Source organism: Algoriphagus aurantiacus, assembly GCF_035156405.1.
Classification (GTDB): Bacteria; Bacteroidota; Bacteroidia; order Cytophagales; family Cyclobacteriaceae; genus Algoriphagus; species Algoriphagus aurantiacus.
In genome coordinates this window covers 1-22,632 of sequence record NZ_JAXRUT010000031.1, presented here as the reverse complement: position 1 = coordinate 22,632, position 22,632 = coordinate 1, and the positions used below count along the sequence as shown (strand labels likewise).

20 protein-coding genes are annotated in these 22,632 nt (G+C 40.4%); 3 read left to right on the top strand and 17 right to left on the bottom strand.

Annotated elements, in window-relative coordinates; translation table 11 throughout:
- Positions 1–53: 53 nt before the first annotated feature.
- Together SYJ56_RS22310 and SYJ56_RS22305 are read right to left on the bottom strand one after the other, a co-directional pair.
- Positions 54–1,298 carry a DNA recombination protein RmuC gene (locus tag SYJ56_RS22310; protein ID WP_323838091.1) on the bottom strand — a complete coding sequence of 415 codons (1,245 nt, stop codon included), beginning with the start codon at positions 1,296–1,298 and terminating at the stop codon, positions 54–56.
- The gene (locus SYJ56_RS22305; protein ID WP_323838089.1) at positions 1,288–2,298 is read right to left on the bottom strand and encodes an alpha/beta fold hydrolase; all 1,011 of its coding nucleotides are present in this window, start codon (positions 2,296–2,298) and stop codon (positions 1,288–1,290) included. The genes SYJ56_RS22310 and SYJ56_RS22305 overlap by 11 nt, the downstream gene beginning before the upstream one ends.
- Before the next feature lie 97 nt (positions 2,299–2,395).
- On the opposite strand from SYJ56_RS22305, the gene SYJ56_RS22300 reads away from it, so the two are divergent.
- Positions 2,396–3,625, top strand: a complete 1,230-nt coding sequence (locus tag SYJ56_RS22300) for an Nramp family divalent metal transporter (protein WP_323838087.1) — start codon at positions 2,396–2,398, stop codon at positions 3,623–3,625.
- Positions 3,626–3,714: 89 nt separating this feature from the next.
- Here SYJ56_RS22300 and SYJ56_RS22295 read toward each other — a convergent pair whose 3' ends face one another.
- Positions 3,715–4,269 (bottom strand): GNAT family N-acetyltransferase, encoded by a 555-nt coding sequence (locus tag SYJ56_RS22295; protein WP_323838085.1) that lies wholly within the window; start codon positions 4,267–4,269, stop codon positions 3,715–3,717.
- A 299-nt stretch (positions 4,270–4,568) separates the two neighbouring features.
- Between SYJ56_RS22295 and SYJ56_RS22290 the strand changes: the two genes are divergently transcribed.
- Positions 4,569–5,360, top strand: coding sequence for a hypothetical protein (locus tag SYJ56_RS22290; RefSeq protein ID WP_323838083.1), 792 nt, complete (start codon positions 4,569–4,571; stop codon positions 5,358–5,360).
- A gap of 128 nt (positions 5,361–5,488) precedes the next feature.
- On the opposite strand, the gene SYJ56_RS22285 is transcribed toward SYJ56_RS22290, so the two are convergent.
- The 14 genes from SYJ56_RS22285 to holA form a co-directional block, all read right to left on the bottom strand.
- Complete coding sequence (locus tag SYJ56_RS22285; protein ID WP_323838081.1) at positions 5,489–6,673, bottom strand: MFS transporter; 1,185 nt, start codon at positions 6,671–6,673, stop codon at positions 5,489–5,491.
- Entirely contained in the window at positions 6,670–7,689 is a 1,020-nt protein-coding gene (mgrA, locus tag SYJ56_RS22280) for an L-glyceraldehyde 3-phosphate reductase (protein ID WP_323838079.1), read from the bottom strand. The genes SYJ56_RS22285 and mgrA overlap by 4 nt, the downstream gene beginning before the upstream one ends.
- 166 nt (positions 7,690–7,855) lie before the next feature.
- Positions 7,856–8,977: a serine hydrolase domain-containing protein gene (locus SYJ56_RS22275; RefSeq protein WP_323838077.1), complete on the bottom strand. Its 1,122-nt coding sequence runs from the start codon at positions 8,975–8,977 to the stop codon at positions 7,856–7,858.
- 83 nt (positions 8,978–9,060) lie between these two features.
- On the bottom strand, positions 9,061–9,996 hold the full coding sequence (locus tag SYJ56_RS22270) for a DUF5996 family protein (protein ID WP_323838075.1): 936 nt from the start codon (positions 9,994–9,996) through the stop codon (positions 9,061–9,063).
- A 49-nt stretch (positions 9,997–10,045) separates the two neighbouring features.
- Positions 10,046–10,744: an SIR2 family NAD-dependent protein deacylase gene (locus SYJ56_RS22265; RefSeq protein WP_323838073.1), complete on the bottom strand. Its 699-nt coding sequence runs from the start codon at positions 10,742–10,744 to the stop codon at positions 10,046–10,048.
- Between the two features lie 41 nt (positions 10,745–10,785).
- Positions 10,786–11,445 (bottom strand): tRNA (guanosine(46)-N7)-methyltransferase TrmB, encoded by a 660-nt coding sequence (gene trmB, locus SYJ56_RS22260; RefSeq protein WP_323838071.1) that lies wholly within the window; start codon positions 11,443–11,445, stop codon positions 10,786–10,788.
- Positions 11,446–12,798: a bifunctional folylpolyglutamate synthase/dihydrofolate synthase gene (locus SYJ56_RS22255; protein ID WP_323838069.1), complete on the bottom strand. Its 1,353-nt coding sequence runs from the start codon at positions 12,796–12,798 to the stop codon at positions 11,446–11,448.
- Between the two features lie 3 nt (positions 12,799–12,801).
- Entirely contained in the window at positions 12,802–13,758 is a 957-nt protein-coding gene (locus SYJ56_RS22250; RefSeq protein ID WP_323838067.1) for an energy transducer TonB, read from the bottom strand.
- Between the two features lie 6 nt (positions 13,759–13,764).
- Complete coding sequence (locus SYJ56_RS22245) at positions 13,765–14,154, bottom strand: ExbD/TolR family protein (RefSeq protein ID WP_323838065.1); 390 nt, start codon at positions 14,152–14,154, stop codon at positions 13,765–13,767.
- Between the two features lie 4 nt (positions 14,155–14,158).
- On the bottom strand, positions 14,159–14,845 hold the full coding sequence (locus SYJ56_RS22240) for a MotA/TolQ/ExbB proton channel family protein (protein ID WP_323838063.1): 687 nt from the start codon (positions 14,843–14,845) through the stop codon (positions 14,159–14,161).
- 1 nt (position 14,846) lies between these two features.
- Entirely contained in the window at positions 14,847–15,620 is a 774-nt protein-coding gene (locus SYJ56_RS22235; protein WP_323838061.1) for a hypothetical protein, read from the bottom strand.
- 68 nt (positions 15,621–15,688) lie between these two features.
- Positions 15,689–17,404, bottom strand: coding sequence for a TonB-dependent receptor (locus SYJ56_RS22230; protein WP_323838059.1), 1,716 nt, complete (start codon positions 17,402–17,404; stop codon positions 15,689–15,691).
- A gap of 3 nt (positions 17,405–17,407) precedes the next feature.
- Complete coding sequence (locus tag SYJ56_RS22225) at positions 17,408–20,395, bottom strand: tetratricopeptide repeat protein (RefSeq protein WP_323838057.1); 2,988 nt, start codon at positions 20,393–20,395, stop codon at positions 17,408–17,410.
- A gap of 107 nt (positions 20,396–20,502) precedes the next feature.
- Positions 20,503–21,531: a DNA polymerase III subunit delta gene (holA, locus tag SYJ56_RS22220; protein WP_323838055.1), complete on the bottom strand. Its 1,029-nt coding sequence runs from the start codon at positions 21,529–21,531 to the stop codon at positions 20,503–20,505.
- A 247-nt stretch (positions 21,532–21,778) separates the two neighbouring features.
- Between holA and SYJ56_RS22215 the strand changes: the two genes are divergently transcribed.
- Positions 21,779–22,519 carry a tetratricopeptide repeat protein gene (locus SYJ56_RS22215; RefSeq protein WP_323838053.1) on the top strand — a complete coding sequence of 247 codons (741 nt, stop codon included), beginning with the start codon at positions 21,779–21,781 and terminating at the stop codon, positions 22,517–22,519.
- The last annotated feature ends 113 nt before the right edge of the window (positions 22,520–22,632 follow it).

The window sequence follows — 22,632 nt, the reverse complement described above, 5'->3', positions numbered from 1 at the left end:
TCTAAAATTTCAGTTTTTCGGCAAGTTTTTTCCGACTCATTTTCTGCAATCCCTTATTCATCAAGAAGCTTGTTACTCTCTGCTTCAGGCAATTCCTGTATATCTTTTAGCTTCCGCTGAATCACACGAGTTCTCGCGCCTACCAGCTTATCCAGTTCGGAATTTGCCTCAGTAAGCTTCTTCTGCGTCTTTTCGATCAACTCTCCAAACTTCCCAAACTCAGTTTTGATTGCCCCCAAAATCTGCCAAACCTCAGAACTTCTCTTTTGTATTGCCAAAGTTCTAAAACCCATTTGAAGACTGTTCAAAATCGCGGAAAGGGTTGTTGGCCCAGTTACCAAGACTTTATAATCTTGCTGGATTTGTTGTGTCAGGCCTGGCTCACGAAGGATTTCGGCATATAGACTTTCTACTGGGAGAAAAAGAATGGCGAAATCTGTGGTGTAAGGTGGATGAACATATTTGTTCTGGATATCCTGAGCAGCCTTTTTTATTGCTTTGAAAAGTTCGCTGCGGTTCACTTCGATTTCTGATTTGGATGCGATTTCATAAGCATCTACTAATCTCAAATACGATTCCTGTGGAAATTTAGAATCAATCGGCAGCAAAATAGACTCGCTCTGGCCAGGCATTTTCACTGCAAACTCCACCCGTTCTCTGGTTCCTTTTCCTACCTCAGCATTCAAAACGTATTGATCCGGAGAAAGTAGACTCTCCAATATTGCCTGCAATTGATATTCTCCCAATACTCCTCGGCTTTTCACATTAGTCAGCACGCGCTTCAAATCACCTACGCCAGTGGCAAGGTTTTGCATTTCACCCAAGCCCTTCTGAACTGCCTGAAGTTGGTTGCTTACCATCTCAAATGACTGTCCAAGACGGGTTTCCAATGTTTTCTGTAGTTTTTCATCCACTGTTTCTCGGATTTTCTCTAACCTCAATTCAGTGGTTTTCATCAGGTCTTCCTGACGTCGGTTCAGCTCTGAGAACTTTTCCCGCTGGAGCGTATTGAAGTCTTGGACATTTTGTCGAAAAACCTCACCAAAAGTTTTTAAAGCTTCATTTTGATCTTTTGAATTGGCACGAATACTATTGAAAACTAACTGAAACTGATTGGTCAGATTCTCACTTGCCTCACGCCTTGATTGCGCCAAAGCAAGCTCAAGTTCTTTACTCATTCTAGCCAGTTCAGTCTGCAGAAAGGCTTTTTCCTCGCTGGAATTCTTTCGTAGGAAAAATAAAAACAGTAAAATCACTTGGAGAAAAACTACAAAAATCAGTAAATAATCAGTCGGCATAAGTCATTAGATTGGGTTCGTGAAAGTAGTCCTTTCGCACTTCCACCCCTAAAAATGAAAGATATTTAGCGACAGATTCCGTCGGTATTTCTTCCATAGGCACGTGGCCTGCATTGTCAAAAACCACTAATTGGGAATCTGGAATCGCTTTTTCTAATGCATAAGCGTGATTTACAGGAATCCAGGAATCATCCTTTCCCCACATAATCAAGGTAGGCATAGTTAGCCGATTAAAGTCAATTCTCGACTCTCTTGGTGCTCCTAAGCGATCCAAAGTCGCCCGTCTATTTCCCTCGCTGAGCATCAATTCATAATAGCGAGTAAGTATCGGCTCGCTGATTTTTTCGGGATCAGAATAGACTTCTCTTATAATCATCCCAAACAAAAACTTCGGGGTACACTTGAGTAGTATTGATGAAAAAACCGGTTTCTTGGCTAATTTGAAGATCCAAGCTTCGTTATTCATTGATTCTTTTTCGCCCAAGTTTTCATCATCGGAAGACGGTGCTCCTGCAGCATCTATAAGATTCAGCGAAAGAATTTTATCTGGCCTGGTAGAAGCAACCTGCATAGCCACAGCTCCACCCATAGAATTCCCCGCCAAATGAAACTTATCAATGTTCAGCTTCTCGGATAATTGCAAAACCAGTAGAGAATAATCTGTCAGACTATAACGCTTCTGCACATCTGGTCCAGTAAGTCCATGTCCTGGAAAATCCAAGGAAATTGTCAGAAAATAAGGGCTCAACTCTTGCTGCCAGGTATCCCAAGTATGAAGTGAGGAAAAACTGCCATGCAAAAGAATGATTGGTTCGCCTTCTCCCATTATCCGCACATGCACATTCATACCATCCACTGAAATAAAGTGAGATTCTGGCGTAACATATTTTCGCTCTATCTCCTCTGATTGAATATCTCTTCTAAAAAGTAACAGTAAAAAGAAAACACACGATAAAACAATAACCGTTAATACTTTTAAAATTCGTTTGATCCAAAGCATAAAATTCGGCTTTTTTGAGTTTGAGTTAAATAGAGCCTGATTACAAAAAGTACAAAAAATCTACACTTTTCTCTAGCTTGGCCTTTAAAGATAAACCTTGAGTCTTAAAACATTTTTCAAAAACCTAGGGCCAGGACCCATTATCGCCGCCGCATTTATTGGTCCGGGGACAGTGACAGTGTGCACACTCGCCGGTGTCAATTTTAGTTTTTCACTATTGTGGGCGCTGGGATTATCTATACTAGCGACCTTAGTATTACAGGAGATTTCAGGTAGGCTTGGACTGGTAACAAGCCAAGATTTAAGCCAGTTGATTCGCAATCAAAATGGAAATCCAGTCTTCCGCTACATTTCTATGGGATTGGTTTTGCTGGCAATAGGGCTGGGAAATGCCGCTTATGAATCTGGTAACATCTCTGGCACTAATTTAGGATTGCAGGTTTTCTGGGAAGCTCCAATCATATTTCTTGCAGGATTTGAAATATATACTGGAAATCTAATTTTAGGTGTTTTCGCTTTCATTTTGTTGTGGCTGGGCAATTATAAAACCTTGGAACGCGTGCTTGTCGGTTTGGTGATATTTATGTCTATTGCATTTTCAGTGACAGCCATCCTCACCAAGCCAGATTTGTCAGCTGTATTTGCAGGCTTTATTCCAAGTTGGAATGATGCTAATCTACCTACGCTGGTTGCATTAATTGGGACAACTGTAGTTCCGTATAATCTGTTTCTCTATGCCAGTTTAGCAAAGACAAGATGGTCTGGGTCTTCGGATATTACTTGGATGCGAAGAGATATTGCAATTTCTATCATTCTAGGTGGCTTGGTTTCCATGGCTATTTTGATGGTAGGCGCTGGTAACTCAAGCAGTGAAATCACAAGCGCAATTGATGTCTCCAAAGGGCTGGAAGGAGTTTTCGGGAGTTTTGCCAAATACCTTATGGGATTTGGATTGATGGCTGCAGGACTTACATCCAGTATCACGGCTCCATTAGCAGCAGGACTGGTCATCTGTGGAATAATGGGCTGGAATCAAGAAATCCGCTCTCGATCTATGCGTATGTCCATGGGAATAATCGTGGGACTTGGATTGTTCTTCGCTTCCCTTGGGATCAAACCTGTTCAATTGATCACTTTAGCGCAATTGGCTAATGGCGTCTTGCTTCCTTTGATCAGCGGTTGGATTATCTGGATAGCTTCGCAAAGAAAGGTCTTGGGGGATTTCCGCAGTAAACCTGGTTACACTGTACTAGCAGTTTTGATTTGGCTTTTGACTTTGATCCTGGGATTGAAAAGTATCCTGGCAGTGCTGGGGATTGGTATTTGAAAAAAGTAAATCTCGCTGCGACTCAATGGCCGAGTGATCAGGGAGCTAAGATAAAAAAACTCCTAACCTAATAGGTGGATGGAAGTCTATTACACTCCTCTACGAATTGCTTCCCACTCACTCTCCAGCACACTATAATAAATAGTATCACGCCGTCTTCCTTTAGTCAGTAGCGTGTGACTTCTTAAAATCCCCTCTTCCACCGCACCAAATTTCAAGAGAGCTTTTCGGGCAGGTATATTAAGCACATCTGTTTTGATTTCTACCCGCTTCAGTTTAAGCGTGTCAAAGCAATACTCCAGCATCAGTAACTTCATTGCTTGATTGATTCCTGTTCCATGAAACTGTCTTCCAAGCCATGTCCAGCCTATCTCTATGCGCTCATCTCTGGGCGAATAATTCCCGAAAGCAGTACTCCCTACTACTTGGTCTATCTTTTTGTCCCAAACTAAAAATTGCAAGCGCTGACCTGCTAGTGCTGGCATTGCCCATTCTTTAAACTCATCTGGGATGCTCAGGTCATAGGTGAAATAACTCCAGAGACTTGGGTCATTTGTCAAAAGCATCAAACTTGGTAAATCTTGCTCGGTAATCGAACGGAGCAATACCCTGTCATTTTCCAAAATCAAATTCCGATCTAACATCATCTATTATTCAAAAGACAACTAAAATTCAACTTTATCACTAAAACTAACACAAAAATACATACTATTTTGGCGCCAAGTATCTTGCAAATCCATTGAATATTCTTCTGTTTGTTTGACAAAACGCTAAGCTTTTTGCCCTTGGCTTATAAATACAGCATTTTAATCAACACTTTATTAAAATTAGATTTTATCAGGTTATTCCTAAGAAAATAAAATTATCTCTCTTAAATAAGGATATCAACAAAATATTTTTTTAAATTAAACAAAAGCGAAATTAACCCTAAACCCTAATATTCATGAAAAAGCTATTATTTTTCTTGGTTTGTGGGATGCTTTGGGTAGGTAGTCTCAAGGCTCAGCAAACACAGTACATGGTATTCGAATTTGTCAAGGTTGAAAACGATCAACTTTTCGATTATATCGAGTTCAAAGATCTAATGGAAAAAGTGTACAGGCAGGCACTAAACGACAATCGAATCAAAGGCTGGGACTTTTGGTCTCTGCAATCAGGAGGTGACCAATCAGATTTTCAATACATCATGGTCACCTACTACAATGATCCGGTTCAAATGATGAATGGCCTTGATGAGCAATCGATGATGGAATACACTAAAATTGCCTACCCTCATTTGAACAGCACGCAGGTAGGTAAATTATTCCAAGAATCACTCTCCATGCGAGATATGCCCATGAGATTATATATGAAGGAAATCGCAGAAACCAACGACAATTTTCAGATGAAACCTGGTGTCTTGGCTTCTTTTGATTTGATGAAAGCAAATGAAGGTCAGTTTGACATTTATGAAAAGGCTGAATCAGAGGTTTTTAAACCCATTCACCAAAAGTATGTAGAGCAGGGCTTAATGGGTCATTGGAGTTTATTGAGAACTGCATTGCCTCTTGGTTCAGAAGCCAAATCCACGCACTTGACCATGAATGTTTATAAAGATTACATGCAGTTCTTCAATGCTCAATCCTATGAAGACATGAATCAAACTGAAGCTCAGCGTCAGGCAGTTAATGAAGGTTTAAACTCCAGAGATCAAAAATGGGTTTACCTAGCTACATTAGAAAACGTAGTTCGATAGTCCGGTTGCAACTTACGTGGAGAGGCTTTGAAAGAAGCCTCTTTTTTTATTTACAAAAGCTTTACCTGTTCTCAAAAAAGTCCTATCCTGCTTGTTTCCTATGGTTTTAAAAATATGCCTGAGATTTACTACACCTTAGCCATTTCACTGGTATAAAATCTGAAAAGAAAAAGCCCAACCACTGGACCAACAAATAGCAAAGCCAAGACTTGATCAATTGTAATCCAGTATAGAAGAAACTGAGCTAACTGAATACTTACAATTGAAAGAGCAAAGCCCAACGAATTAACTAAAGTCAATGCAGTACCTCGATATTCTGCGGGGACACTTTGAGCGACAAGAGTGGAAAACTGTGGAGAATCAGCGGTAATTAATATCCCCCAGATAAGCAGCAGCCCTATCCATATCCAGCTTGACAACCCACCAGCAAACAATACTAATACACAACAAATACCTGAGCCCGCAAGAGCCACTTGTGCGACCATCCTACTGCCTAGTCGCTTAGCTAATAGTCCTCCTACAGCGCATGAGATCCCTCCTATCGCTATTACAAAAAATGAAAGTAAACTGTCATTGGTTTGCATCACTTCATTTTCTCTAAAAAAAATAATCAGAATCGGTACGAAAGCCCAAAAAGTGTAAAGCTCCCACATATGTCCAAAATATCCCGAAGCTGCACTTTTCAGCGCTTTAATCTTCGATAGTTTTGGCAAAAGTTGGAGATCAAATTTCGAATTGACTTTATGATATGGGCCATTTGGAACAAAAAAACCTACAACAAACCCTCCCAAAATGGCTAAACCTGAAGTACACCAAAGCACTAGCTTCCAAGATAGGTTCAAATCCAAGCCTTTTAATAGATGAGGAAAAGCTGTTCCCAAAACCAGTGCGCCAACCAAAAATCCTAAAGCAGCACCCAATCCTTTTTGAAAGTAATCCGCCGCAATCTTCATTCCGACAGGATATATTCCAGCGAGGAAAAAGCCAACCATAAATCTACAAATTAACACCACTGTCAACTGCATGGGTAGAATCACAATCAACAAATTTAAACAGGCCGCCAGAATAGAGCTGAAGAAGAATACATCGCTTGGTGAAAAGCGGTCTGGAATAGAAAAAACAGCAAATAATAATGTCCCTAAAATAAAACCCAACTGGACTACCGAAGTAATGCTTGCCAAAATCCCAGGTAATTCGAGGATTTGACTGATTTCAGGAGCTACTGCATTTCCGGCAAACCAAAGCGAAGTACTCAAAAATTGAGCAATGACGATCAAAATCAGAGCACTTCGAGATGTTAATTGGGATTTCACGCTCCCAAGATTCGCCTGATAGTAGTTACTTCATCGGCACTGAAAACAGAATTCTTCACCGCAGCTACATTATCGTCCAACTGCTCTGGCTTGGAGACACCAACTAATACAGAGGTAATTCGCTGATCCTTCAGTAGCCAAGCTATTGCCATTTGTGCCAGAGTTTGTCCCCTACCAATTGCAATATCATTTAGTTTAGATATCATACTGATCTTTTCATCAGAAATCTGCTCAGCTTTCAGGTATCTACCGTCCTTAGCTGCACGGGAATCTTTTGGAATTCCTTTCAGATATTTATCCGTAAGTAAGCCTTGCTCCAACGGAGAGAAAGCTATACTACCTACTCCTTTTTCTCCCAAGACGTCCATTAGGCCATTCTCTACCCATCGGTCGATCATGGAATATCTAGGCTGATGTATCAATAGCGGTGTTCCCAGTCCTTCCAAGATCGCATAAGCTTTCGCAGTATCTTCAGCACTGTATTGAGAAATACCCACATATAGTGCCTTTCCTTGTCTTACCAAAAGATCAAGTGCCCCCATTGTTTCCTCTAGTGGGGTGTCTGGATCAGGTCTATGATGGTAGAAAATATCCACATAATCCACTCCCATTCTCTTGAGGCTTTGGTCACAGCTTGCTACCAAATACTTTTTAGAACCGTAATTCCCATAAGGTCCAGGCCACATATCCCAACCCGCTTTAGAGGAAATAATTAACTCATCTCGTAAAGTAGAGAAATCCTTTTTTAGAATTCTACCGAAGTTTTCCTCTGCAGACCCAAAGGGGGGGCCATAATTATTAGCCAAGTCAAAATGACAAATACCGAGATCAAAAGCTCTGCGAAGAATAGATCGGCCAAGGGTAAAATCTGAATTGTGCCCGAAATTATGCCAAAGTCCTAGGCTGATTTCAGGTAAAACTAAGCCACTATTCCCACATCTTCGGTACTTCATCTGATGATAGCGATCCGTTTCTGGTTGATAAGGTAAAAGTGGTGAATGATCGTTAATGTCCATTATTTCAGGTTTGAGTGTGCAATTATACAAACCAAATTAGAGCGATTAAAACTGATATCAAACCTAAACTTATATGAACTATCCATCTTTTCCATTTGCAAACTACCAATGCAATACGTTTTTTTGGATGGTAGTTAGTTTGGATCGAAAACCTAAACCATTTTGATCAGCGAGAAATATAGGCTATCACCTGATTTGCAATTTCAATTCTGAAATCATCCTTATCTCGGGAATTTGCAAATAGAAAAATACCAATTTCTGCTTCTTTGGAATAGAATAAAAGGCTAGAATAGCCTGCTTGACCTCCAAAATGACCTATCCAATCACTGCCATTGATTTGAGTTTTCTGGAAACCTAAAGGCACTTCCATATCATCAATTGTGAGCCAATCAAGTGCTTTTTCATACACTCCCATTTCTCCTCTCATCAAAAGGGTCAATGCTAAACTCATGTCTTTAGTAGTAGTAATCAGACCAGAGGAAGGAGAAGGAAGAATTAAAAATTTGATTCTTTTTGGTTCAATCCTTTTCCAAAGAAAGGTTTTCTGATATCCGGTAATCCCATTTTCCTCGGCTGGCCACGCAGATACAAACTCAGAACTCGTCATTCCAGAAAATGCTAATACACGGCTTTGAATAAGCGATGGGAAATCATGGTTTTCAGATTGGCTAAGCAAAAATCCTAAGAAGTCGTAATTAGAATCAGAATAGTGATAGCCGATAGAATCTGAATGATAGGTAGAGGGATTTTTCAAAAACTCTGTACCCCATTGATTCAACTTTTTAGATTTTGAAAAAGAAAAAATCATCTCAGAAAAACTCTTATCCCGAAAACCTGCTTGATGTGATAAAAGACTTTCAATGCGGATCTTGGCGAGAGTAGATGAATTGAAACTCTCCCCCAATCCAAGTGAATACAAAGAATCATTAGCATTTATGCCTTTATCCAGAAAAGCATTTGCTACTCCTAATGCTGTAAATATTTTGGAAACAGAAGCAACTAAGATTTTGCTTTCTATCGATAAAGAGTCCTTTGTTTTCAGGTTTTCATATCCAAAAGCATTCAAATAGGACACCTTGCCATTCTTTACTATGGCAACAGAAATACCCGGCAAAAGATAGGTTGACATGGCTTGATGTAAAATGGAATCAATGCCTGCGCTTTCGGATGTCGCTTCTGAGATAGGATTAAAACGGACTTTGGGATAACTATGCCACCATTCCCAAGCTATAAATAGAGCTACCCAGAAAACCAAAACAGCCAATAAGATTTTGATTTTCTTACTCATAGAAAAAACTTTAGTCAAGTAGGACTTAACATTTAATGACGAGATTTTCTAGTCAGCAAAGGCGACGAATGTAAGAGCTTCACTTACTTTTTATCCAGGTGTGAGAAATCGCAATCCAGATCTTCCCGATTCCAATTTCCTGACTTGGCAGCAGCTTCATAGGTGCTTTGCAGAAATTCAAGGAGCATTTCATTGGGAGATGAAGACTTACGAACCTCATCGTAACTCAGCATAAACTCACCCATATCTTTGCTCCAATAGGCACTATCAGGAGATATTTTGGCATTCTGAAAATCAGGATAATTGGGGTAGCAATAAGCATAGAAAACAGGAGTTTTAAATGCCTCACTTCCTGGCCAAAAACCAACACTGAATACTTCGTGAGAATATGCCTCCTGCATTACCGATAATGGAATATTCGGAACTTGACCTGAAAATTCTGGTGCTTTATTTCCTGAAAAACGAGTATACGCCAAATCAAAGGAACCCCAGAAGAAATGGACTGGGCTACTTTTGCCTGTAAACTTCGTCCTGAAAATCCCAAATACACTCTGAATCTGTACTAATGCCTTCCACAGACTTTGTGCAGCATTTGCCTGATACATAATGCGCTTCTTATTCTTAGGAAAAGGAATTGGATCAGGAATTTCATTAGGACTTTCGTGGATTTTCACCTCAATCCCTAAAAACCTCAGCTTTTCCATCAATTGCTCATAGAAGCTGGCGACAGTTTGTCCACCTAGAGCAAATCGATCTCGGGTACCATTACTGGTTTTTATTCTCAATTCGTGATGAATGAAATCAAATATGATATCAAAAACTCCATTTTCATAAGGGATCAAACCAGTAGTAAGTCCCTGTGCATCCACATAAAGTGAAACATGCCATGAATGATTCTGCCATGGCGATTTTTTGAGCCGCACTTTGCCCACAATCTGCGTCCACTGATGCAAGAGATAAATGGTGTCTTTATTCTCTTCAAATTGAAATACTGGCCAAGAATTCTTTTTTGGTGCCATAATTAAAAGTTTAACACTCAATTTATAGGTTTTCCACGCTGAACAAAAATTAAATCTCAGACTTTAGCATTTTTTCAAGAGTCTTTATGCCATATGTTGCATTTTCCAAGATATAAATAACCTTTTTATCTAAACGAACCTTTGGATTTTTTGTATCGATCAAATATATCTTGCTTGTAGTCGGTACGAAATCAACTAGTCCAGCAGCAGGATAAACTTGTAGTGAAGTTCCTATTACTACGAAAACATCAGCTGTAGCGACAATTCCCATTGCTTCATCCATCATTGGAACTTGCTCACCAAACCAAACTATATGAGGTCGCAACTGACTTCCTTTTTCGCATTTATCGCCATCTTTTATCTCCCAGTGATTCAAGTCATAAACCAAACTTGAGTCCACAGAACTCTGAGCCTTATTGAGCTCTCCATGAAGATGAACCACAGTTGAGGACCCGGCTCGTTCATGTAAATCATCTACATTCTGAGTGATAATCGAAACATCAAAGTCCCTTTCCAAATCAGCTAAACTAAGATGAGCCTGATTCGGCTCGCATTCGAGTAACTGTTTTCTCCTCTGATTATAGAAATTCTGTACGAGTTGACGATTTCTTCTCCAACCTTCTGGTGAGGCTACTTCCATTACGTCATGTCCTTCCCAAAGTCCGCCCGAGTCCCTAAAAGTCTTGATGCCACTCTCAGCAGAAATACCGGCACCGCTGAGAACTACCAAATGCTTCTTTTTACTCATGGATAAATTTGAGCTGAATCAACTCCAAAAGCAAGTTCAAATCAAATAAACCTACATTTAAGGTATTTGATTTTTTCTCCTTTGTCAGAAAACATCTTTTCGTAACGAGTCTGTATCCCAAAGTGATCATCCCTCCATTCGCTTTGATAGAAATCATGCGTGAACCCAATTACATCGATATCTTCCCTACTTTGAAAAAGCTCCAATGAATAATTGAAAAGATCTGTATTGTCCGTTTTGAAATGAATAATACCATTGCTTTTTAGCATGGGCTTGTACATATCCAAAAAGCGTGGTGAGGTTAGCCTGCGTTTTTCGTCTCCATCTCTTGGAAATGGGTCCGGAAACGTGATCCATAATTCAAAGATTTCATCTTCAGCAAAATATTTATCTAAAAGTTCGATTTGTGTTCTGAGGAATGCCACATTGAGAATCCCCTCGGCTGCTGCCGTTGAGCTACCTTTCCAAATTCTACTTCCTTTGATATCAACGCCAATAAAATTCTGATTGGGAAAATTACGCGCCAAGCCCACGGTGAATTCACCTCTACCGCATGCTAACTCTACGATTATTGGATTTGGATTGCGAAACTGTTCTTCATTCCAGTTTCCTTTGATTGTTTCAAAAATTGGCTTTCCAGCCTGGACTACATTTGGGTTCTCTTCGTTTTCTTGGAAACGAACCAGTTTCTTTCTACTCATCTAAAGTTCTTCAATTTCTGCAACCACAAAAGTACTCCCTCCCACAAAAATCAAGTCATCTTCCTCTGCATTTTTTCTCGCAAATGCTAAGGCTTCATTTATATCCGGGATGATTTCACCCTTCAATCCTAAAGAAAGTGCTTTTTGTGCCAGTTGTTCAGCTGGTAGCGCTCTTGGAAGTTTAGCTTCGCAAAAAACATAGTTTGCAGATTTTGGAAGCATAGACAGTACTTTGGATATATCCTTATCCTGTACCATCCCCAAAACAAGCCAAAGCTTCGTAAAAGTGTAAGTTTCCAGTTGGGAAAGGATCTCACGAAATCCCGCTTCATTGTGACCGGTGTCGCAGATTACCGTTGGGTTAGAAGAAAGTGTTTGCCATCTTCCTTTCAATCCTGTGAGTTGGGTGACGTTTTCTAAACCTTCTACAACAGCCTTATTTGGCAAATCCCATCCCAATTTCCGCATTTGAGCAATTGATTCCAGAATACCCGGAAGATTATATTTCTGATAATTCCCATTCAGTCCGAAGGTCAGATGGGAAATACCTCCATATAGTGCCCCGGTTTGTGTCTTCACAAACCGGTTAAATCTAACTTTCGAATCAATTGTTTTATCACTGCTCTTAATCGTGTAATTCGCCTTGCCGTCCTCTTCAGATTCTTTACTGGCTTTCCAGATTTCATCCGCAAAAGTGATTGGTGCATTCATCTTTTTAGCCTTCTCGATGAAAACCTCAGAGGTTCCCTTTTGAGTTTCGCTGATCACCACTGGAGTATTTTCCTTAATAATACCGGCCTTCTCCCCTGCGATCAACGGCAAAGTATCCCCTAGAAACTGCACATGATCAAAGCCGATATTGGTGATCAATGAAAGTTCGGGAGTGATAATGTTGGTACTATCATAATTGCCGCCCATTCCTACTTCCACTATGGCAATATCCACTTGCTGTTTATCGAAGTGCCAAAAAGCCATACCAACCGTCATTTCGAAGAAACTAGGCTTTAATTCATCCAGAAAATTTTTGTTTTCTTCCACAAATTGAACTACCAGATCAGGGCTGATCTCCTGTCCGTTTATTCTGATTCTTTCTGTAAATGATTTGAGATGTGGTGAAGTGTAAAGTCCAGTTTTATACCCAGCACATTGAAAAATTGCCGCTAAACTATGGGAAGAACTTCCTTTACCATTTGTTCCTGCCACATGAACTGATTTGAATTTACGCTCAGGATTTCCTAAATGATCACAAAGTAAAATAGTACTTCGGAGATCTTTTCTGAAAGCTGAGGCTCCCACTCGCTGAAACATAGGAAGGGAATTAAACAAATAGTCCAGCGTCTCCTGGTAATTCATTGCTTAATCTACCTTAATGACAAACGTGATTTTCCCTGTAGAAAACTCAGCTGCGGCGCCACCTTGTTTCTTAAAAGATATCTGATTTACAACCTGACGATAATAAGCCAACACTTCATTGGAGACATTATATTCCAAAGGAACTGCCTGCACCACTCTTCCCAAATCATCAATAGTGATTTTAAAAACAATTTTACCATTTCGGGTAGAAACTCTGTCATTGATATTGGGACGTTGCGCAAAATCCCAGCCTGCAAGATCTAGACTATATCCATCACCAGAGTTGGCTCCTTTTCCAGAGCCCACACCCATAATAGCTCTTCCATCTACCGTGCCTTTAGGATCGCCTTCGTCACCTTTTTCATTGGAAGTACCTTGGGCTCCGCCTGAGGCTGGCTTGGTACCTTTCCCTGATGTACCACCAGCGCCAAAGATAGCCCTTTGATCTATAGTTGGTTTCTCTGGTGCTTTTTGTACAGTTTCTTTCTCTTCAGCTTTTGCCGGTGTTTCTACAGGCTTAGCAACTTCTTTCTTAACTGGTTCAGGTTTTTTAGTCTGTTCTGTAGCCTTTTCCTCACCTCTGATCGGAGATGGTTTGGTAGTTACAGCTTTATTGACGGAAGGCTTAGGTTGCGCAGTAGGCTTAGCAGTTTCTGTTTTAGGGCTTGGTGCTGGAGTCGCTGGCTTAGTTACTTCTTTTGCTATTTCTCCTGGAGCTGCTGCTTCTACTACCGGGGTTGGAGTTTCTGATGGAGCAACTGGACTATTCCTTTCACCAGAACCAGTCGGTGTGAAACCAAGATTAAGCTCCAAACCGAATGTAGGTAAAGGTGGAACGGGTTGCTTCCAAACCACGATAAAATAGAGCGCAATCAAAAGCAACACGTTGAAGATAATGGTGATTATCCACGATTTCTTTTTGCTTTCGCTCTCTATTTTCTCTGCATTCCAGTATTCCATTTCTTTTTAGAATGGTTTTGTCGCTATAGATACATTTGCCTCAAGTCCTGCTGCAATTCCTCCGATCTCCACCAAATACTCTACGGGAACATCTTTATCAATGTGCAACACTACCTGACCTTTCTTATCTTTTAGTAGAGAAGTCAATTCTCCCTTAATTTGTTCCCTTGGGACGATCCTATCATTTACAGAATACTTAAGATCCTTAGTCACTGTAACGGTAACTTCCTGCATAATGATGTCTGAAGTCTCGCTGGAAGGTAAATTCACAGGCAAACCTGAAGGCGTGATGAAGGAAGAAGTAAGCATGAAGAATATCAACAACAGAAATATAATATCTGTCATCGATGACATGCTAAATGCTGGATCTACTTTATTTTTAGCCTGAAGTCCCATAGTATTAGTCTTGAAGCAAGTCTATAAATTCTATCGAAGAATATTCCATATTATGTACCAACTTCGACACCTTCGATACTAGATAGTTGTAACCCAGGTAAGCAATAATACCTACCACAAGTCCTGCGGCAGTGGTGATCATTGCTTCATAGATACCTTCTGAAAGAAGTTTTGGAGAAACCATTCCTTCCTCTTGTGCTATGGCTATAAATGCCTGAATCATACCTGCAACGGTTCCCAAGAAACCAATCATAGGCGCTGCACCTGACACAGTAGCCAAGAGATTCAAGTTTTTCTCCAACTTATAAATCTCGATTTTACCAACGTTCTCGATAGCAACTTCAATATTCTTAAGCGGGGAACCAATACGATCTACTCCCTTGGCAATCATATTTGCAACCGGTGTATGCTCTCCCGCACATAGGATTTTCGCTTTTTCAGTCTGACCGCTTTGAACCAATACTTTTACCTGATCCATGAGATATGAGGAAGGTTTGGAAGCTTTATTGAGTGTGATCAATCTTTCTACAAAGATAAAAATTGCAAGAATGAACAATAAGTAAAGCGGAACCATCATGTATCCGCCTTTGATTAAAAGATCAAGAAGACCAATGTTATCTTTGGTGGCACCCATCGCTAGGTTGTCTGCTGCAGAAAGAGTATCTGTAGAGAGCGTTTGAAGTAGAATCATATTAATATTTCAAAATCCATAAATCTTCCGTGTACTGGTCTTTGACACGAGCAAGTTCTTCATTGATGGCTGTCCAGCCTCTTGAAGTCCCTATAGCCAAACGATAATTAGTAGCATCTTCGTATGGCAAAATCAGGTAAATGGTCTCCGCCCTATTCTTATATTGCTCTGCTTCCTTCAAAGCCATAGCTTCATTGGGAAGGCTTCCCACGATAATATAGAATTGAGGTCGATCCGCTTTTTCTGTAACTCGAACCAAAGTCCCAGACTCCGTAGACGCAATAGTTGTACCAGTTTGGGCTGATTCAGGTGTCGTAGAAACAGAACTTAGAGAATCTGAAATAAATTTTTGATTATCAGGCATTTGCGTTTCTTCACTTGGGGTAGAATTGATGGTTATTTCATCCTTTTCCTCACTTGACAAATCTTCTAAGGCTACAACCTTACCAGAAGCAGGAACTACAGACTTATTCATCTGCCAGATAATCACTGAAATTACAGCTAAAGCCAAGATAGCCGCTATCCAAATCCAGGAATTACTGGATTTCTTAGCTTCTGATTGGGGTTTTGCTGAAGCAACCTTTTCAGCTCCAACCACTGTAGGTTTTGCAGCCTGTATAGTTCTCTTTTTAACTTCAGCTACGTCTATTGGGACTATTTTTTCCTCCTCTTTCTTTGGTGCCCCGGCTTGAGCCAAAGGAACAACTTTTACATATGGAAGTCCATAATCTTTAGGATCAGTCCAATACTTATCATCTGCGGGTTTACCATTCATTGCTTTCGGGGAATGTTACGAAACTAAATGAATTGAGCTTAAACCCCAACCCAAAACCTCAAACAATCTTAAAATTTAAAAGAAGCTCCTCCTATAAACTGAATACCTCTTACAGGATAGTTTAGCCAACGCATGTTTTTGCCGTTAAGGAGATTATTGCCTTCGGCAAAAATGGAGATTCTATCTGTGATGCCGTAATCTGCTTTAAGTTGCAAATCAGCAATGGTTTTTAATTTAACTACATCATAAGGCCCAGGATCTGTTGTGTCGCTGAAATCAGTCCCACGGGCTTTTATTCCGCCCATCAAGTTAAGATTTGCCTGTACGATTAATCGTTCAATTGGAGTAAACTGATTATTTACACTCAGTTCCCAAATCGGTCTATTCCAAGCTTCAGCCTGAGTGCTCAAATCATACTGATATAAATCCAATCTTCCATTAAGGGAGTACATATCCGAGAACTTATACCCCAACTCTGCATTGATATTATAGACCGTGGTTTTATCATCATACACTAGGCTAAATCTTGCAGAATCCGTCGTCACTAGGTTATTGGTATAATTATTAACAAAGAAGTGCATCTGATTGTAACGACTCACATTAACAGCAGCTCTATAGCTGAATGCCCCTTGAAACTGACCTTCTATCCCACCTTCAATCTTGTAATTCTGAACTGTATTAAGCAGTTGCTCGCTTGGGCCCAAATATGGATTTTCATTCACAAAACTATAATAGGTATTTCGCTGAACATCACCAGAAAATTCTCCGAAAAAGCCAAATTCTTCAGCGAATTGATAGCTTGCTTTGAGCACAGGAAAAACATGAAAATCACTTGATTTATTCTCTAGAGAGTCATTTTCTGAAACCAGATTTAAGCCAGCTGTGAAATTAAACGCTTCGTATTTGTAAGAAATTGTTGGACGGACAGCAAAATAAGTTCTCTTTAATGAATAGGTCAGATCTTCTGGATTTGTAGTAAAATAGGATAATCCAACTTTTCCGGCCCAATCAACTGTAGGTCTAAATGTCAGGCTTGCTTCTGCTCCAAATTGATTTTCCTTAACCATGTAGCTATCCGTGAAGTTTCTAAAATTCAATTGACCTTCATAAGAGATCGGCCCTACTTTCTCAAGCTCGCGAATTCCAGCTTTCACCTCTATTGCACTAAGTACATTACCATCAAATCCAGTAAACTGACCATTATCATCTAGGAGATGATTTGGATCTAAGCCATAGAACTGGAAACTATCCTGATTCCATTTGATTCCACCAAAGACCTCAAAAAGATCAGTAAAGTAACTTCCGTCAAACCCAAGGTTAGTGTGGGATTCCTTTGATTCCTCTGCTAAAACAGGGCCTTTACCATAGCTCTGATGATTTAACTGCAAGGAATAATTGAAGTCTGCGATGTCTATCCCCATGTATCTAGCCTCCAATAGCGGAGAAGCAAAATTACCATAGCCAGCTCGGATATAGCCAGGATATAGGTCAAGTCGCTCAGGGCTGTAGACTTTCTGTGAGGGTTCCGCCTTCAAATCCAATGGTTTCAGATTCAAGGGGTAGCTTGTCACCAGGTAATTATATTCATTCAACTCTGTAGGCTTGGGTAGCACTGGTAATTTCTCATACATCCTAGGTTGAACCGGTACAGTAAGTACGCGATCTTTTCGGATCACAAATTCCTGATCGGTGACAGCTCCTCTTTGTTGGGTTTGGGAAAAAGCCCATCCGGATGTCAAACCGATAATCCCTGTCAAAAGGATAGTTTTCGCTAACTTTTTCATGGTCTAGTTAAGGGTTTGAAGTTTGGATTGTGCCATTTCTTTGATTTCAGCATTGGTAGAATTCTCTACGATAGATTCCAAAGTCGCTTTCGCCTGGAATTCCTCCCCGCTTTTCACGTAGTTGTCTGCCAAAAGCAAGAAGATCCTCCCATACCAATAGTCATAATTGACAAATGGGCCTGACTGATCAAATATCAGTTCATTGGATTGGGTCACTTCACCCTTTTCCTGCAACGCGAAGGCTAATAAATAAAGCCCCTCAGCTCCCTGCTCTGTTTTGTAATCATTGACCAAAGCTGTCAAAGTCAGTTCAGACTGTGGCTTTTGATTCAATTCACGTTGTGATTTTGCTTTAATAAGCAAGGCTTTAGGGGAAGATTCAGGAATAACACCATCCAGTGTAGCTAAACGCTCAGCCTGTGTAACTGCCTGCTGGTATTTTTTGGTTTCAAAATTGGCAATCATTAACCCTTGCACAGCCTCTGCTTCTTCAGGTTTGCTGCGGGCATTTTGGACAGAGGTTTCTAAATATGGGATGGCTTGCGCAAAATTTCCTCTTTCCAGTTCTATCACCCCTATCTTCTGCATAGCACGAATTCGCTGAGGAGAAGCAGGCTCACTTTCCAGTGTTTTGAATTGTGCTAAGGCTTTATCCGTCTCACCAGCCTGCATGTAGCTATCTCCTAAGAAGTAGAGTGCATCCGCTCGTTGGGCTGACTGAGGATAATTTTTCAAGTAATTTTCGAAGCCTCGTATTGCCTGAGTGTAATTCTTATCAAAGTAGGTTCCTTTCGCAGCTTCAAACTCTAAGGATTGAACACTTCCACTGCTCGGGTTCGCCCCTTTGTACTTGGTTAAATAGTCAGAAAACTCTCCAGATCTTCCTTGAAGAGCCAATGTTTCTTGAAGGCCTTTTAATGCAGTTTCCGAGTTCTCGGAATTCGGATGGTTATTTAAGATCGTACTGTAATCTTGAATCGTCTGGTCATAATTTTGAAGCGAAAAATTTGCAACAGCTCTACCTTCTAGTGCATAAGGAACAAATGGACTATTAGGCTTACTAGTTAATAAATCTGAGAATGAAACAGAAGCCGCCTGATAGCTAGTCTCTTCCATATAAATCTGTCCACGCTGATAAAGTGCATCTTCCAAATACAAACTATTCGGATAGCGCGAGATCAGCACATCCAATTGTCCTAAAGCTTCCTGATTTCTGGACTGGAAATTTTGTACTACTGCCAATCGGTAATAAGCATAATCTACTCCTGAATTCCCTTCATTGATTGCTTGCTGGAAAGTGGAAGCCGCTTCTCCAAATTTCTTTTGAACATAATAGCAATCCCCCAGCCTCAATATCGCATCGTCGTATTGCTGCTTATTGGCAACAATTTGTCTGTTTTCAGTGAATTTCCTGAACTGCTCCTCCGCTTTTGGATATTGCTGGGAATTAAAGTAGGCATAGCCAAGTCCGTAATAGGTTTTGGTCACAGTGCCATTGGTGCCTGATGGACGATTGCTTAGAACTGATTCGTATGCCTTGATCGCCTGCGGCAAATTATCTGAAGCAGAATTGATTTCCCCCTTCCAAAAATAAGAGTCTAAAACCAAGCTTTTATCTACAGGAAACTTCAGTGATTTATCTAAATAAGCCAAGGCTGGATTCCATTTCTGATCACGATAATACACCATAGCTTGGTAAAAAGCCACTTTCTGATAAGCATCTTGAATTCTAGGTGACTTATTGGATATTTTATCCATCTGCTCTATAGCACGAAGGTAATCGTTGGTATTTACAAGAGCTTCAGATAGCAAATTCTCAGCTTCTACCCTATATTTTCCTGAGGGATAGGATTCTACATACTCATCCAAAGCAGTAACCGCAGACTGGAAACTACCTTTCTGAAGATTCACTTTAGCATAATTGAAAATGGATTCTTCCTTAATGGATGGATTAAAGTCAGATTTAGAGGCTGACTGGAAACTTGTGGAAGCGAACTGATAATTCTCCAGCTTCAAATATGCTTGAGCAAGGTAATAACTAGAAGCTTGGCCTATTTCATCAGTTGCGGATGCGGATACTTTAAGGTAATCAGTAGCCCGTTGATAGTTTTTGATTTCAAACTGGGAAATCCCAGCTTTATAGATTTCCTCTCTTCCCAATTCCCCTTTGCGGGAATTGATGTAAGCATCGTAGTTTTCTGCCGCTTTTGGAAAGTTCTTTTTCGCATAATAAGCTTCAGCCAAATACAAATAGATCACTTCCCTTTTCTCAAGATTTTGACCATTTGTCAATTTGGGCTCAGCATAACTTATCAGCTCATCATAACTGCCTTGCTTATAATAAAGGGCAGCCAATAGATAAGGAACCTTATTGGCATAGTATGGAGATTGTGATGCAGTCTGAAGATCTGAAATGGCTTTTGAGGTGTTCCCATTTTCCATTGCGATAAAGCCACTGTAGTAATAGGAATCAAAACTCGCCTGTTGGTTTAGCGCTTTGCCCGCATCGAAATAAGGAGCTGCTTCCGCATACTGGTTGAGCTGAAAATGCGAATAGCCTTGCTTGAAAAGCACCTCAGCCTGGTTTTCCACAGGAAGTTTTTCTGCATCGACCAACTTATAGCTATCAATTGCCTCTGCGAAATTTCTTTTGAAGAAAAAATGATCTCCCAGATACAATCCTGCCGTGGTCACTGAAGGATCATTTCCATGATCATAGATATACTTTTTCATCAAGCCAGGCCCATCAGGACTTTCCAGCTGTAAAGCAGCCATGGCACGATTCAATTCGGCATTTTTTGCTTGGCCAGAGTTTACAGGTTTTTCTAGCAGTCTTGTATTGTCATAAATGCTTGCCGAAAAAAGCTGCTTATCAAAAAGCTCCAGATTGTGATCTAGCTTCTGTTGTGGACTGGTCTGATAGAGGGTAGACTGGGAATACGCCTCCAAACTAAGTCCAAGGCTCGCAAGGAGCACAAGGTGATATTTCATATGTTTATAATTGACTTTCAATGGCCATATGGAATCTCGCAGGATTTATAAACATCCCTCTGTGTGTCGCCTTCGACATGCTCGATTTCATAGAGTGGCTTAGGTAATCAGTGCAAAATCTTGTAAACAAGCTCGCGGAGGTTTTCGGCTTCGCTCAGACTTCCGGAGTCAACTCCTTTGTAACGAAGATCTGCCTCTTTGATGTATGTGAACACATCAATTACCTTGCCCAAATTGTAGTTTCGGGATGCTACCATATATTCTTTGACTACAAAAGGAGGTAGTCCTAAAAGGCTGGCTAGTTGTTGTTCTGTTGCTCCTGATTTCTTCGCCTGATGGATCAGAGCAATTCTGGTAAAGTAGTTGAACATCAGTGAAAACATAGGAATCACAGGGTTCGCCTTGGGATTTTGAATGAAATAATGGATGATTTTATTTGCCTTTACTACATCTTTAAAGCCTATCGCTTTCAAAAACTCGAAATTATTGTAATCCTTATTGATACCGATATACTTGGAAATGTGCTCATTGGTGATTTTCGTAGGATTCTGAAAATTGATCAGCATCTTCCCTATTTCATTGGAAAGCACTTCCAAATTATTCCCGATAGAATCCGCCAGAAGCTGCGCTGCACGATTATCAATGGAGTGCTCAGTTTCTTTGATAAATCCTTCTATCCAATCCGTCAGCTTGTAATCCTTGACTTTATCTGAGCGCACATAGACCGTTTTCTTATCTAGTTCCTTATAAAGTGCGCTTCTTCCATCAAGCTTCTTATACTTATGAGCGAACACCAAAATCGTACTTGGAAGCGGGTTTTGAACGTAGCTGATGAGGAGCTTTTGCATATCCTCTTTTCCCAAATCAGCAAGACTTTGAGCTTCTTTGATGATCACCACTTGTCGGTCTGCCATCATTGGAAATTTTCTCGCATTATTGAGTATCAACCCGACATTTGAGTCTTTTCCATACAACACAACCTGATTGAATCCTCGCTCATGCTCTGCAATCGCATTCTTCTCTATGAATTCTGTAATCTGATCAATAAAATATGGTTCCTCCCCATCCAAAAAGTAAATGGGAGCAAACTTTTTCGCTTTCAGATCTTTAAGTACAGCTTGTGGTTGTTGGGGCATAAATTCAGAATAATCTCAGGCCTTAAAGATAACAGCCCTATCCATTTGCCTGCAAAAACCAAGGAAAGATTCTTTGGTAAACTATTCAGGGCTTAACTTTGTCTTTGTAAGAGTAACAGCTTTTAACGAGCAGTCAGGAGACTGCATTATGATAAGTCCAAGTCTGAAGACTTGAACTAGCCGTAAGAAAAAATTTGCGCCCTCTGCGTTAACCTCCGCGCACTTTGCGGTAAAAAATGAAAAGAATATGAGTTTCGAAAAAGGAATTGAATTATACAAATCAGGGAAATTTGAGGAGGCGTTGGCCATTTTTGATGGATTGGTGAAAGCGACTCCAGATCAGCCACAGATTCATCTAAGTAGAGGACGTATACTTTCCCGACTTGGGAGAACTGAGGAAGCATTGGTGGAATTTGACCTAATTACTTCTTTGGAACCTTACAATACAGACTTCATCTCTGATCGTGCAGTGGTATTGCACTTGCTCAAAAGAAATGAGGAAGCCCTCTCTGAACTTGACAGAGCAGCTAATCTAGACCCTAAAAATCCCTATCGATACAGTAGTCGCGCCTATTTGAAAGATAGAATCGGAGATTTGGAAGGGGCAATTGCAGACTATGAGAAAGCCATTGAGTTAGATCCAGAGGATGCCGTTTCTCATAACAATAAGGGGTTGGTTGAAGAGAAACTAGGATATCAAGAAAGGTCGAAGAATAGCTTTGAAAAAGCGGATGATCTGGTCGGCCATAAGCCCAATGAGGATTCTGTACCAATCCCAAAACCTTCTGAAGAAAGCCCAAAACTTCCTGAGATCGATTCCAAAGCAAGTGAAAAATCTGTTTTCCCAACACAAAAGAAAGAGATGTCTTTTAACCATTTCTTAAATACACTCGGCTCAGTTTTCACTAATCCCAAATCAAGGAAGGAATTTTCGGATTTCTTGAAAGGCAAACTATTGGGAAGAAAAAGCAAGGAAGAAGGGAATTAGGAGTGGTCTGTGCGACACAGAACATGGTGACAGCAGTCGGGAGACTGCCTTATTTTAGGTTCAAGTCTGGAGACTTGCACCAAGTAAGCAAACCCGTGACCTTTGTGTTCGAG

Bases quoted from the DNA above. Each gene is read 5' to 3' on its own strand.
- SYJ56_RS22310 (WP_323838091.1), bottom strand. From the start codon at position 1,298: ATGCCGACTGATTATTTACTGATTTTTGTAGTTTTTCTCCAAGTGATT.
- SYJ56_RS22305 (WP_323838089.1), bottom strand. From the start codon at position 2,298: ATGCTTTGGATCAAACGAATTTTAAAAGTATTAACGGTTATTGTTTTA.
- SYJ56_RS22295 (WP_323838085.1), bottom strand. From the start codon at position 4,269: ATGTTAGATCGGAATTTGATTTTGGAAAATGACAGGGTATTGCTCCGT.
- SYJ56_RS22290 (WP_323838083.1), top strand. From the start codon at position 4,569: ATGAAAAAGCTATTATTTTTCTTGGTTTGTGGGATGCTTTGGGTAGGT.
- mgrA (WP_323838079.1), bottom strand. From the start codon at position 7,689: ATGGACATTAACGATCATTCACCACTTTTACCTTATCAACCAGAAACG.
- SYJ56_RS22275 (WP_323838077.1), bottom strand. From the start codon at position 8,977: ATGAGTAAGAAAATCAAAATCTTATTGGCTGTTTTGGTTTTCTGGGTA.
- SYJ56_RS22270 (WP_323838075.1), bottom strand. From the start codon at position 9,996: ATGGCACCAAAAAAGAATTCTTGGCCAGTATTTCAATTTGAAGAGAAT.
- SYJ56_RS22265 (WP_323838073.1), bottom strand. From the start codon at position 10,744: ATGAGTAAAAAGAAGCATTTGGTAGTTCTCAGCGGTGCCGGTATTTCT.
- trmB (WP_323838071.1), bottom strand. From the start codon at position 11,445: ATGAGTAGAAAGAAACTGGTTCGTTTCCAAGAAAACGAAGAGAACCCA.
- SYJ56_RS22255 (WP_323838069.1), bottom strand. From the start codon at position 12,798: ATGAATTACCAGGAGACGCTGGACTATTTGTTTAATTCCCTTCCTATG.
- SYJ56_RS22250 (WP_323838067.1), bottom strand. From the start codon at position 13,758: ATGGAATACTGGAATGCAGAGAAAATAGAGAGCGAAAGCAAAAAGAAA.
- SYJ56_RS22245 (WP_323838065.1), bottom strand. From the start codon at position 14,154: ATGGGACTTCAGGCTAAAAATAAAGTAGATCCAGCATTTAGCATGTCA.
- SYJ56_RS22240 (WP_323838063.1), bottom strand. From the start codon at position 14,845: ATGATTCTACTTCAAACGCTCTCTACAGATACTCTTTCTGCAGCAGAC.
- SYJ56_RS22235 (WP_323838061.1), bottom strand. From the start codon at position 15,620: ATGAATGGTAAACCCGCAGATGATAAGTATTGGACTGATCCTAAAGAT.
- SYJ56_RS22230 (WP_323838059.1), bottom strand. From the start codon at position 17,404: ATGAAAAAGTTAGCGAAAACTATCCTTTTGACAGGGATTATCGGTTTG.
- SYJ56_RS22225 (WP_323838057.1), bottom strand. From the start codon at position 20,395: ATGAAATATCACCTTGTGCTCCTTGCGAGCCTTGGACTTAGTTTGGAG.
- holA (WP_323838055.1), bottom strand. From the start codon at position 21,531: ATGCCCCAACAACCACAAGCTGTACTTAAAGATCTGAAAGCGAAAAAG.
- SYJ56_RS22215 (WP_323838053.1), top strand. From the start codon at position 21,779: ATGAGTTTCGAAAAAGGAATTGAATTATACAAATCAGGGAAATTTGAG.